This is a genomic window from Candidatus Chlorohelix allophototropha, from assembly GCF_030389965.1.
Taxonomy (GTDB): domain Bacteria; phylum Chloroflexota; class Chloroflexia; order Chloroheliales; family Chloroheliaceae; genus Chlorohelix; species Chlorohelix allophototropha.
Map to the genome: position 1 here is coordinate 524,280 of NZ_CP128399.1, position 12,847 is coordinate 537,126.

A 12,847-nucleotide genomic window follows, 5' to 3' on the forward strand; every position below is an offset into this window, starting at 1 on the left:
GAATTTACTCCTCTATGGTTGGATTAAGCCCACCCGGATAGCATATCTTACTAACTCGCCCCGGTCATGAGCATTTAATTTGTTCATCAAGCTGTAGCGGTGACTCTCCACCGTTTTAATGCTAAGGGTTAGTGCCTCTGCAATTTCGCGATTGGTGCGTCCTTCTGCAATCAATACCAATATCTCACGCTCGCGCGCGGTCAAGCTTTCAAAAGCAGGGTCGAGTTCTCCGGCAGGTTTTGCCTGCAAGCGTTTCAAATAGTCAGTCACTAGTAGGGCGGCGATACGCGGATAAAGATAGGTATCACCCCGATTAGCTATACGTACTGCCTCAATAAGTTCATAATCGGCAGCCTGTTTAAGGACATATCCATTAGCGCCCGCTTGCAAGATTTGCACCAAATATTCTTCTGTCTCATGCATTGTCAAAATTACCACTCGAACTTGGGGTAATTCTTTCTTAATTCGGCGCGTTGCCTCTAGCCCGTTCATTTCAGGCATCGAAATATCCATTAAAACCACATCGGGTTTATATTGTCGCGCCAGTTCTAAGGCTTCCCGCCCGTTTGTGGCTTCTCCCACCACTTCAAAATCATCTTGCGCTTCCAGCAAAATTCTAATACCTTGCCGCAGGATTGTATGGTCATCTGCCAACAACACTCGTACTTTGGCTCGATAGGCGGTTTCTTCGCCCGCTTGCGCCGGGTATCCCACTTCAGATATTGCTTTCAGCACTTGGCAAGCTCAAACTGAAAGTGCTACCTTCCCCTACTTTGCTCGTAACCCACACCTTCCCATTTAATTGCTCAACTACAGCTTTAACAACTGAGAGTCCGAGTCCACTTCCTCGCGCTCCTTCTTGGGTGGCGTTAGAGGCACGATAGAATCGCTGAAATAACATCTGTTGATCGGTTTCCGGTATGCCAATCCCTGAATCTGTAATATGCGTGATTATATGTCCTCCATGCTTTTCCAGCCGTATCACAATAGCAGAACCGCCTGTTCGACTGTACTTTATGGCATTGGAAAGCAGGTTGTTCATTACCTGTTCCACTCGTCCCATATCTGCTTTAATCAAATAGCTAGGTGCGCCATCGGACTCAACAATAATATTCAGGTTACGCTTTTGCAAATCCATTGCGAAAAAATCCACCAAATTGCGGGTGTAGCGTAACAGGTCAAAAGTTGTCAGATCGAATTGAATCATACCGCTTTCCAGCCGCTCAATTTCCAACAGGTTATTGATCATCGACAGCATATTTTTGAGATTGCGATCAGCAGTATTAAGAAATTGTCGTTGCTGCTCATTCATTTCACCAAGGCTACTATCAAGTACCATTTCCATAAAGCTGATGGCGTTAGTTAAAGGAGCACGCAATTCATGGGAAGCAATTGCCAGAAAAGTCGATTTGACCTGTTTTAGTTCATCAATCTGGTGTTGCTGCTCTTTCAATAAGATGGCTTCTTCATCGTGATTTCGCAGCAAACACACTAGCCCCTTTTCCAGCGTTCCGGGCAATAGATAGGCTTCTATCTCAATCGAGTAGTGAAGGTTGATACCTTCTTCGGTGGTACGTCTGTGAACTAGGTCGTAAGTTTTAGTCGCGCCAAGTCTTACTAAGTCGAGTTTTGCCTCTTGCCCGATTAGTTCTGGCAAACATTCGGTAATTTTACTACCTTTATTCAGTGGATAAGAGGCGTACTGATTTGCTCCTTCCGACCACTCTACAATATTGAGCCGCGAATCAACCGTTAAAATATCAACAGCGGCGTAATCCAGAATCAGTTGCAGTAGGTTAAGATCCACTTTATCTTATCTTCCTCAGTTAGTTGATAAAACTACACCGATACTATCTAAATTTTACACTAATTCTAGCGTTTCGGCTAACACTAATTTAAATGTAGGAGATGTGGATTATGTCGAATATCGGGAATATGCAGCGTAAGGACGATTTATTGGGAAAGATTAAAAAAACTAAACCTATTAGTAACCAAATATTTACCCCCTTTCCGAGTACGACTTGATATAATTTTGTTGTATGCAAGCAGAGTGGATGTTAATAGAAGGAGCTCAGACACACATGAAACCAAAAAAAGAAGCCAAGTACGCATTACTGCTATCCGCTTTTATTCCCGGTCTTGGTCAGGCTTATAACGGTCAGTATGGAAAAGCTTTGTTGTTTTTCTTGACATGGTTTTTAATACTACTTTGGCCAGTAGCGATTATTGATGCTTGGGAAAGCGCTAACAAGATTAACGAAGGCGCTTATACCAAAGCCGCTTAACTTATTTCGAAACAAGCAAACAGGAAAACTCCAAGGGTCGTAATGCGACCCTATTTTATTTCTCCTTGAGTAATTCTTCCATTGCTTGTTCGAGTTCAGTTGCGGCAGCCGAAACGTTCTCCATTTTTTCATTATTTTGCTTTAACATTGAAGTTACGTTATATACACTGGAAACTACTTGCTCACTGGCATGCTGTTGTTGCTGGGTGGCGGAGGAGATTGATTCTGCCGACTGGGCGGTAAGTTCTACTTGCTTGATAATCTCAAGGTTGGCTTCTTCCGAAAGTTTTGCGGTAATAACACTGCGCTCCATTTTCTCAAGTCCTTCCGCAGTTACCCGGACAGAGGAAGTAGTAGCGTACTGAATATCGTTGATTATACGCCGGATTTCCTGCGCTGCCTGTTTGCTCCGATCCGCCAATTCGTTTACTTCTCCAGCCACTACTGCGAAACGCTTACCGTAGATTCCTGCTCCACTGGCTTCGATAGTGGCATTTAAAGCCAACAACCGAATTTCATTAGAAAGACTATTAATGGTGGCAAGAATATCACCGATAAGTTCGGATTTTTGATTTAAATCCAGAATACGGATGTTAATTTCCTGCATCTTCACTTGGGCTTCCTGAATAGCCGTAATCGTATCCCTTACAGCTATTTGCCCGTTTTGAGTAGTCTCGATGGTGGCGCTGGCGGCTTTTGCAACCTGATCAGAACTGGTGGCAATTTGGGTAGCGGTACGGCTGAGTTCTTCTATAGTTGCGGTAATCTGTATCATTGCTACTTGCTGGTCTTGCGATGTTCCAGAATATTCCTGAACTAAATGTAATAAAATGTACAGGGTATTATTAATTTGGGTAACCGCCACTTGACGAGCATTATTGATACGCTCTAACTCTTGATTTAAAAGGCGAGTTTTTTCCATTCGTTGCTGGCTAAGATTTTTTGTGTCAGTATATTGCCTTAAAATTAATCCTAGTACGATAGCAACACTACACGCAAGCCCAAAAGCTATTATACCGGTTTCAAATTTAAGAATTGCCAGCAAAATTGAGCCGAGCAACATACCACCAAAATATAAAGTAGTATAGGGCACACGCTCTGATAGGTTTTTCCATGGTAGATTACCCTGCAATATAGTGGTTACACTCATAAGCAATTCACTTACGAGTCCAAACATCAGAAAAGCGATCAGTATTGCCAGAATATTGTTGAGTTTAAGGTCGCCTACCAGCGCATTACCGCCGACTCCTTCATAAATATAACGGGCAGCGACGGTTGCCAGCACGAATATTCCGGCAGTATATATAGCCATAAATAAGCCACGTTTTAACTGAAATAATTCCAGTAATAAGCAAGGTATCAAGACTATAATAGCGGCAGGAGCAGCAGGGTAAATCAGAAAGGTTGCCTGAATAGGAAGCATCGAAAAGCTGGCATACAAGCCGTTTGGCATTTTGATAAGCCAGCGGTTGCACAACCATCCCGTAACCACGAGAAGAAGGGCATAAATAATATCAGAATTAATAGAAAAATTAGCCAGTGTAAATGGATCGTAGGCAGAAGGATTTGCAATACTTGCAAGCAGAATTACCAATAACCCTAGCGTAGCAACGCTTATTTGAGACACCAGAAGAGGCACATTTTGTTGCGGTCTTGGTATATTCATAACGGTCTCTTCAACCCTAGAGAGTGTTATCAGGCGTTATTAAATTTCTTTATCAGCTCACGAATGCTAGTCCAATCGGGTACTAGTACATCCATCCCGTTGATATTGGTGGGCTTAGCCATATTTGCGTCGATAGCATAGGTACGAATATTAGCTTTATCCATTCCGATTGCCGTTTGAGCAAGTCCAAGAATATCATTCCACTGCAAATCAGTTTTTATAGCGTGTTGAAGGGCACTAATAAGCTTATCATTTGTTAGCAAGCCTAAATTTACGCCTTTTTCACGTACCGCTAACAATACATCTTGCTGGCGTTGATTTCGCCCTAAATCGCTATCACTATGACGGCTGCGGGCATATTCTAGCGCGGTTTCACCGTTTAAAAATTGCAAGCCCGCCGGGATAAAAACGCGCTTGTAACCATAATCTTCAGTGGGATATTCCGCATCTATCAAGGGTTTCTTAATATCTATAGTTATACCACCGATTGAATCAACTATTTCGCGGAATCCCTCAAAATCCACCTGCGCGAAATAATGTATCGGGATACCAAAGTTACGGGCTATGGTTTCCTTAACCAAAGGAGGCCCGCCCTGACCGGGTTTATTCTGATCTCCTAAAGAATATGCGGCATTTATTCGGTTCTTACCGTATCCGGGAATATCAACCCACAGGTCGCGTGGAATTGAAAGCATACTGGCTTTTTTTGCGCCCTGATCTATGCTTACCAAAATCAAGGTATCACTACGGATGCCTTCGCTAGGGTCATTGCGGCTATCCAAACCAAGCAGCAGAATATTTACCATTCCGTTGCCGTTTACATTACTGCCTTGCACAGCGTTTCCATTGGTATCTACACGTTGCACCGAGATTCCATTGAAAACATTAGTAACCCGGCTGAAAAGATATAACCCACCTAGCAGTGAAATTGCTATCAGTATCAGGATAAAATAGAAAAGAAAACTCTTTATTGAACCGCTACTTTTAGTTTTTGGACGGCGCGGCGGCGCTGATTTTGGCTGTGGCCTGCTGGAGGGCATATTTGTCTCAGGTTCCGGTTCCACGAAAAAACCAGGAGGACGTTGCGTTTTAGGCTCCGGGTGCGGTTCATCACGAATCGGGGCACGCCCTGGACGTTGGTAATAACGCGAAACATTGCGGTATTCATATTCTGGAAACGGTTGGTAGGGCTTTCGACTGGGATTCTGCTGGTTTTCCGCTTTATCGGAACCGTCTCCCGAAGGTTGTTGGTTATTTGGGACTCGGTTGTGTCTGTCGGGCTGTCGATCTCCTGCCATTAACTAACCTGTTGCTCTACTACGGACTAGCTACTCTCCGAATAGTCCCCGTTGCCATCTAATTATACCGCTTTGGGTGGTGAATCACAACATACATGACATAATAATATAAAAAGGGACACTATAAAGCATCCCTCTCACGTATGATTTTTATCGACGAGGGGGTTTGTTGCGTAAATTAATGTTAGGGCGCATCAACTCAGGTCGCACTTTAGGCGGTAGGCTTTTTGCTGGCGGCTGCTCAGCTGAAGCTTCAACGGGTTTTGCCTGTCCTTGTTGCGCTTCAAATTGCGCTACCGCTTGCATGACTCGATCCAGCCTGTTTTTTAAGGTGGCGCGATCTACTGCGCCCACTATCATGTCGGCAAGCTGACCACGATACATAATTATCATGGTTGGTATACTCTGAATGCTGAATTGGGAGGCAATCATCTGCTCTTCATCCACATTTACTTTCACAAACTTCATGCGTCCCTGATATTCTTTTGCGAAAGCATCAACAATGGGAGCTATTTGTTTGCAAGGTGCACACCATTCAGCCCAGAAATCTATAAATACTGGGATGGTGCTATCCACCACTTCCGCTTTAAAGTTATTAACTGTCACAGCAATGGGTTTTAGGGCTTCTTCTTCTTCAACACGGCGCGCTGCTTCGGCTTTTTCTTTCATTTGCTCCATGAGCTTGTTTCGAGCTTCCATTGCCTGCTCAGCGTTCAGTTCACCATCTAGCTCTTTTTGCATTATGTCCAATTCAACCAGTGATGGCGCAAATTTAAGGGCTACGGCATCACAAAAATTAAGGCAGCGCCCCGGACAAGTACCGCATTTCTCAGGTTCTACCCAAACTCGCAGGGCAGTTTTATCGACATGTAAAGCGTCATTTGGGCAAGCATTTGCAGCAAAACAAGTTGGTGCACAGTTACATTTGTTATGATTTACCAGTACAGGCATAACTTTACTCTTTCTTTATAGTTACGAGTTATAAATTATTTTAATTGCTTAAATAGAATAGTATTGCTACGCCACTGACCACAATTGCCCCGGCAAAATATACTAAAGCCAGAGCTAGTGCAGGTAACCCTTTTAATATGTGGGTATCGGTCAGTAAAGCGCGGCGTGTAATTAACGCCATAAAGCCCCGGTAATAACCGAAGGTAGCTACCAACGCAAGAACTATTAATGCAAATATTCCGGCTAGATCAATTCTTATCATATATCAAGCATCTTCCATACTTCCAAAATTATACCATAATCGCTAAATCTCTTGCTGAATGATTGAGACACTTGCTTGCAAAGATTAGCAATTTACATACTTTTTTAATGTCAAATTCGGGATTTCGGGTATTATAATAGCTTGCTTTCCTAACAGAGAGGAAGCAAGCTATTTAAAGTGCTTTGCACTAATCTCTTATAAACCGATTAATTGTTTTAAAACTTTAACGTCGATATTTTGGCGTAATAAAGCGGCGAGTTTGTCATACTCCGCATCGTAGCTTACGGTTTTGAAGCGCTTTATTTGAACTGAACTATTAGTGATGCCTTTGCGCTTAAGCAGGTTGCTCAGGATTGCGTGGCGCAAATTGTCGTTAGAGAATATGCCGTGTAGGTAAGTGCCCCATACATTCCCGCTCTGATTAATGTACCCGTCCGGCTGGTCAATCTCATCACTTTCGCGCCGATTCAGGCGTACTACATGGTTTAACTGCTCATTGGTAGATTCGTTGTCTAATGGGTAAGTGCGTCCGCTATGTATTTCGTAACCGGACACCGTAATACCGTTAAGACCTTCAAATAAGCCGTGTTCAACCTCAATGCGACCTGAAACCTTCTTGGTGGTTTTTTCTACGGCGAAAATGGTGGTAACGGGTAAAAGTCCTAGTCCCGGTACGCTGCTCACGCGCCCTTCAATGTGGTCTGGGTCTTCAATTCGTATCCCTAGCATTTGGTAACCACCGCAAATGCCTATTACGTTTGCACCGCTATTGGCAAGATTTCGGATTGCATTTCCAAGCCCACTTTGCTCTAGAAATTGCAGGTCGGCAATACTTGCTTTTGTTCCCGGCAAAATTACAACATCAGGGCTACCAAGGTCAAAGAGTTCTCGCACATACCGCACTTCAACGCCTTCTTCCATTTCCAGAGCGTCAAAGTCGTCGAAGTTGGCTATATGCGGCATCAGGATAACGCATATATCTAACTGGCGATTTACACCATCGCGGTCAATTTGTTTATTCGCCTCGTTATTGCGGAGTTGGTTAGAGGGAGTATTGGGCTTATCTTCCAACGCCACACTATCCTCTTCGGCGATTTTTATATCACGGAAAAATGGTATTACTCCTAACACCGGTTTGCTAGTTTTCTTTTGCAGGTACTGAACCCCTTCTTCAAACAAGGTCGGGTCGCCTCTGAACTTGTTTATGATCAGTCCTGCTACCAGTTCGCGCTCATCTTCTTCTAGCAATTCAAGCGTGCCCACGATGCTGGCAAAAACGCCACCGCGATCAATATCTGATACCAGCAAGACCGGGGATTTTGCAATCTTGGCGACATGCATGTTTACTATGTCTGAATCTTTCAGGTTCATTTCAACGGGGCTGCCAGCACCTTCTATTATTACCAGATCATGCTCTGCCCGTAATTTCTCCAGCGAATCACGCACAATCGTTTCAAGTTCTTGCTTGTTTCTGTAATATTCGCGCGGCGAGAGACTTTCTCGCGCTTTGCCCAGTAAAACAAGCTGCGCAATCGTGTCACCCTCTGGCTTTAGCAAGATCGGATTCATATAAATGCTCGGTTCAACGCCGCTTGCTTGCGCCTGAACCGCTTGCGCCCGCCCGATTTCCCCGCCCTCTTTGGTAACATAGCTGTTATTTGCCATGTTCTGCGCTTTGAAGGGCGCTACACTCAAGCCTTCCTGCGCGAAGATGCGACAAAGCCCGGTTGCCAGCGTGCTTTTACCCACTGAAGAAGCTGTGCCTTGTATCATCAAAGTTTTAGCAAGTTTAGTGCGTTTGCCGCTCATTTGCGCCGGGGCAACCAACTTGACCGCATGTGTCGAATTCCAGCTTTGCAATTCTGTCACCAGTTTGTCGGTAGCCTCATGGGTGCTTACAGCTACTCTTATATATTCGGGCAATCCGAAGCTGGTACAATCCCGTACTATCAGCTTATGTTTTAGCATTTGAAGCCGACATTCAGAGGAATTCCCAACTTTAATAAGTAAGAAATTAGCTACGCTCGGTACAAACTCAGCCTCAATTGAGCGGAGTTTATCCAGTAAATATGCCTTATTTTCCTGCAAGTGGAGTTTGCACTCCTGAATGTAATGGGTTTCAGTCAACAGGTGTCGCCCGATTTCCTGCGCGAAAGCGTTGACACTCCAAGGGATGCGGATGTTGTTGAGCGCTCTGCCAACTTCTTTTGGCGCAATTGCATAACCCAAACGCAAACCCGGCAAGGCAAATTCTTTGGTCAGTGAGCGCACCAGCGTAATATTATCACCCCAGAGAAGGTCAATTGAGTTCCATTCAAAAGTTCCTGCATCACAAAGCGAAATATAAGCCTCATCTAACACTAACATTGCGCCTACGTCACTGGCAGCTTCCATTATAGAAGTAACTTCATTTTCGCTAAGCACCTGTCCGGTTGGGTTGTTGGGATTACAGGCGAAGACCAGTTTTGGGCGTTTTTCCTCGATAAGGCTAATCACTTCGCCCAAATCGGGTTTGAAGCCGTTCTCAGCCCGCGCACAATATTCCAGCACTTCCGCGCCACACACCCTTGCTGCTGCGCTATATTCCCCGAAAGTAGGACCAATTACCAGCACGCTATCACCGGGGTCAAGGTAGGTTTGCGCTAACAGGTAAATTAGCTCTACCGCACCATTTCCGGCAATCAGGTTATCCGGCATCAGCTTTAATTGGCTGGCAATTGCTTCGCGCAAGCCTGCTGCACGCGGGTCAGGGTATTGATCAAGACGTACACTGGCAAGCGCTTCCTGAATTGAAGGAGGAGGGCCATAGGGATTAATATTTGCGCTCAGGTCGATAACTCCCTCCGGTTTTACCATATTGCGGGAGAGTTCGGCGTAATCCACACCGCCATGCGGTACTGCTTGCAAACCCTCCACCCGGGTACTCAGGCGAGGGGTGCGCTGTGTGAAAGCCATAAGCTTAACCGTCCTTGCTAGCTGTATTTAATACTGCGCATCGGCAGAAACTATATCAATTCTTTACAAGATTTCTACAATAATTCCATCATTATATACTATAAGGGGCGAGAGAAACCTGACAGTGTTATTGAGGCTACAAATTTGTATCTAGAACAAGCATTTATGAAAACAGCAAGGATACGTTCTATACGCAACCTTTGTGCAACTATTTTGAATAGCTTTTCTTATTCGTCAAATTTGCTCAATCAAAATTGCCGATACAATCGAGCCTTCCGCTATTTCATTGCTGCCCGGAACAAGCTTCAATAAAGCGTTTGCCCCCAACATAGATAACAAGCGGCTGCTTGTTTGCGCACCTGTTGTCCGTGCCGAATACCAATAATTGCTCGTTTCCGGGTCATAATGACTGGTGACAATCGCTCGCACAAACTCGTTGCGCTCAGGACTATGTTTTATGACATGTTCGGTGCGTACCTGTAATACCGGGCGTGATAGTTCGGCAAATCCCCCCATTTTGAGCAAAGCCGGGCGCACGAATAATTCGAACGATACAAGGCTTGACACCGGAAAGCCGGGCAAGCCAAATACAGGTTTCCGTTTACCGTCAACCTCTACTGTTACGAAAGTTAGCGGCTTTCCCGGCTTTAAGTTTACGCGCCCAAAGTGGATTGTGCCCATTTCTTCCAGCAAATCTTTCACCAAATCGAGCTTACCGACCGATACTCCTCCGCTGGTTACTAAACCATCGTATTCCGCTAGCGCCCGTTCTACCAGATTTTTCAAGCCTTCGCGCGTATCCGGCGCAATTCCTAGCGAAACTGCTTCTGCGCCTGCATTACGTACTGCCGCTACCAATGAAAAACGGTTGCTGTCATAGATTTGTCCATAGGCAGCTACCTCGCCCGGCTCAACAATTTCATCTCCGGTAGAAATAATTGCAATACGTGGGCGGCGTACTGCCTGAAAGCGCGGGCGATTAACTGTAGCAATCAAGCCAAGTTCGGCAGCGTTTAGTGTTATGCCAGCCTTTAGCACCAATTGTCCCGCTTGCAAGTCCTGCCCGGTTGGACGGATATTATCACTTGCTTGTGGAAGTTTGCGAACAATCAGCTTTTTATTATCCTCACTCGTATCCTCAACCATAATTACGCTATTTGCGCCGGAAGGCAGCGGCGCGCCGGTCATAATGCGTACTGCCGTACCCGCTACAACTGTGACATCTGAAACTTTTCCGGCAGTGCGCTCTCCTATAATCAAGCGAGTTTCTATACCGTCTTCCCATAGTAAGGCATAACCATCTACTGCGGTAGTATCGAAGGGCGGCATATCCCCTATGGCGTATATATCCTCAGCTAAGATGCGCCCGTTTCCCTCCAGCAAAGAAATTTCTTCCACTCCCACTTGAGCGACATTCTCATATATCAATTTTGAGGCTTCTTCCGGCTCTATAATGGCATAGGTCGAAGGTCTCATTGTTTTTTCGGTCATATAGGTATTCCTCTAGCAGAAATTTTTATGGATTTAAATTATAATTTAAGGGACTTGAAAAGGATAGCATATTCGCACGGAATCTCGTAATGAAAGAGGTAAAAATGAGCGCAGGTCGAGCCGAAGAGATGGAAGCTTTGGAGAAAAATGCCCCGCTGGAAAGTGAGCTTGTTTTCAAAGGTCGTAAATTCTCGGTGCGGGTTGACCGCTTAACCAAACCGGACGGACGGCGTTACTCTCGCGAGGTTGTGGCGCATGATGGTGCGGTTGTAATTATACCTGTGGATGCGGATGGTAAAATTATACTGGTCAGGCAATGGCGCAGACCTGCCGATAAAATTCTGACTGAGTTGCCTGCCGGAACGCTTGAGCCGCCTGAAGACCCGGCGTATTGTGCCGATCGGGAATTGCAAGAGGAAATCGGTTATAAAGCAGGCAAACTCACCGAAATGGGCGGATTCTATAGCGCCCCCGGCTTTTGCAGCGAATATCTCTGGTTGTTTTTAGCCGAAGAACTGGTGGAGAGCCAGTTAGAGCCGGATGAGAACGAAGCGATTGACATTGTGCGGGTAACGCTGGATGACGCCTTACAAATGATTGAAGATGGTGTTATTTGCGATGCAAAGAGCGTTGCGGGTCTTTTGCGCTATTATTATAGGCTGAATAAAAAATGATTTTGGTTCTGGCATTTTCTTCTTTTGCCTTGATGGGAATTAACGATGGGGTTTTGGGCGTATTATTGCCCAGTTTGCAAACACACTACGGGATTGATAAAGCGGTAGTAGGCTTACTTTTTCTAGCAAGCGTTATCGGGCATGTAATAGCCGCTTTTGCCAGTGGTGCAATGGCTCAAAAAATGGGCTTGCGCTTTCTGATATTGCAGGGCGGGGTGATGATCAGTCTTTGTCTGGTGTTAGTGTGGCAATTACCTCCTTTCTCGCTGCTATTAGTGATTCTGGTAATCGTCGGTTATGCCATGGCGATGTTGAGTACTGGGTTGAATGCCTATATCGCGCCATTGCCCGGTAGCGGTCGCTTGCTCAACTATATGCATGGCTTTTATGGAGTAGGCGCATTTATCGGACCTTTGCTGGCAACCCTCGTACTTCAGTTACATCTAGGCTGGAGTATAGTTTATCTTTTTATCAGCTTTTTATGTATAGCCTTGACTTTAGGGTTGGGAATATTCTTTCCGGCAAGCCGGACAATGTCCGCATCGCATGAACATAGTCCTATGGCTAGAATGTTGCGGATTCCAGCTTTGTGGTTCGCCACAATTTTTCTGGCATTCTATGTTGGAGTTGAGGTCAGTGTCGGTAACTGGAGTTTTACTTTTCTGACTGAGGCGAGAAGTGAACATGAAGTAACCGCCGGGTGGATGGTAAGCGGCTATTGGCTTGGTTTGACGATGGGGCGCATGCTGCTGGCGTTTCTGGTTGAGCGCATGGGTAAGCGCTTGTTGGTGCAGTATTGTCTGGCAGGGGCACTTGCCGGAGTTATCTTGATTTGGTTTTCAACGGGTGGGGTGTTGGCTGCGTTGGGTTTGTGGATTACGGGCTTTTGTTTCGGACCGCTTTTTCCCACTACGCTTTCTATCGTTCCAGAATATATGCCTCAACGTTTGTTAACGGGCGCGATAGGTTTTATTTCCAGTATTGCTTATTGTGGCGCGGCTATATTCCCTTGGCTGGCTGGCAATTTTATGCAATCGGTGGGCTTATGGACTCTATTGCCGTTTTGCTTCCTGATACTTTCTGCCATGTTGATTATGTGGAGTAAGCTTTCTCATAACCATGCCAAACTGGTTGAAGTGTTATAAATCAAATTTGGCAGGACATTCACTTAACAGATGCCAAGAGAGAGTATATTCGGGAAATTTAGCTGCGCCGCATCTTATTGTTAATTGAAGCCTTCGGAGTAATACATGTGGTCGGGCTGC

The 12,847-nt window shown here is 45.2% G+C and carries 11 protein-coding genes; 3 read left to right on the forward strand and 8 right to left on the reverse strand.

Annotation, left to right across the window (positions count from 1 at the left end):
- Positions 1-12: 12 nt before the first annotated feature.
- Together OZ401_RS02385 and OZ401_RS02390 are read right to left on the reverse strand one after the other, a co-directional pair.
- Complete coding sequence (locus OZ401_RS02385) at positions 13-735, reverse strand: response regulator (RefSeq protein ID WP_341469115.1); 723 nt, start codon at positions 733-735, stop codon at positions 13-15.
- The gene (locus tag OZ401_RS02390; protein WP_341469116.1) at positions 716-1,807 is read right to left on the reverse strand and encodes a sensor histidine kinase; all 1,092 of its coding nucleotides are present in this window, start codon (positions 1,805-1,807) and stop codon (positions 716-718) included. Before OZ401_RS02390 ends, OZ401_RS02385 begins: the two co-directional genes overlap by 20 nt.
- Before the next feature lie 274 nt (positions 1,808-2,081).
- On the opposite strand from OZ401_RS02390, the gene OZ401_RS02395 reads away from it, so the two are divergent.
- The gene (locus tag OZ401_RS02395) at positions 2,082-2,285 is read left to right on the forward strand and encodes a hypothetical protein (protein WP_341469117.1); all 204 of its coding nucleotides are present in this window, start codon (positions 2,082-2,084) and stop codon (positions 2,283-2,285) included.
- A 55-nt stretch (positions 2,286-2,340) separates the two neighbouring features.
- Here OZ401_RS02395 and OZ401_RS02400 read toward each other — a convergent pair whose 3' ends face one another.
- The 6 genes from OZ401_RS02400 to OZ401_RS02425 form a co-directional block, all read right to left on the reverse strand.
- The gene (locus OZ401_RS02400; protein WP_341469118.1) at positions 2,341-3,951 is read right to left on the reverse strand and encodes a methyl-accepting chemotaxis protein; all 1,611 of its coding nucleotides are present in this window, start codon (positions 3,949-3,951) and stop codon (positions 2,341-2,343) included.
- 29 nt (positions 3,952-3,980) lie between these two features.
- Entirely contained in the window at positions 3,981-5,249 is a 1,269-nt protein-coding gene (locus OZ401_RS02405) for an LCP family glycopolymer transferase (RefSeq protein WP_341469119.1), read from the reverse strand.
- Positions 5,250-5,399: 150 nt separating this feature from the next.
- Positions 5,400-6,200, reverse strand: coding sequence for a thioredoxin (trxA, locus tag OZ401_RS25855; RefSeq protein ID WP_342398988.1), 801 nt, complete (start codon positions 6,198-6,200; stop codon positions 5,400-5,402).
- A 40-nt stretch (positions 6,201-6,240) separates the two neighbouring features.
- A complete protein-coding gene (locus OZ401_RS02415) occupies positions 6,241-6,462 on the reverse strand; it encodes a hypothetical protein (protein WP_341469120.1) in 222 nt (73 codons plus the stop codon).
- A gap of 195 nt (positions 6,463-6,657) precedes the next feature.
- The gene (locus OZ401_RS02420) at positions 6,658-9,417 is read right to left on the reverse strand and encodes a cobyric acid synthase (RefSeq protein WP_341469121.1); all 2,760 of its coding nucleotides are present in this window, start codon (positions 9,415-9,417) and stop codon (positions 6,658-6,660) included.
- Between the two features lie 234 nt (positions 9,418-9,651).
- Positions 9,652-10,908, reverse strand: coding sequence for a molybdopterin molybdotransferase MoeA (locus OZ401_RS02425; RefSeq protein ID WP_341469122.1), 1,257 nt, complete (start codon positions 10,906-10,908; stop codon positions 9,652-9,654).
- Positions 10,909-11,012: 104 nt separating this feature from the next.
- On the opposite strand from OZ401_RS02425, the gene OZ401_RS02430 reads away from it, so the two are divergent.
- On the forward strand, positions 11,013-11,582 hold the full coding sequence (locus tag OZ401_RS02430) for an NUDIX hydrolase (RefSeq protein ID WP_341469123.1): 570 nt from the start codon (positions 11,013-11,015) through the stop codon (positions 11,580-11,582).
- On the forward strand, positions 11,579-12,727 hold the full coding sequence (locus OZ401_RS02435) for an MFS transporter (RefSeq protein WP_341469124.1): 1,149 nt from the start codon (positions 11,579-11,581) through the stop codon (positions 12,725-12,727). Before OZ401_RS02430 ends, OZ401_RS02435 begins: the two co-directional genes overlap by 4 nt.
- The last annotated feature ends 120 nt before the right edge of the window (positions 12,728-12,847 follow it).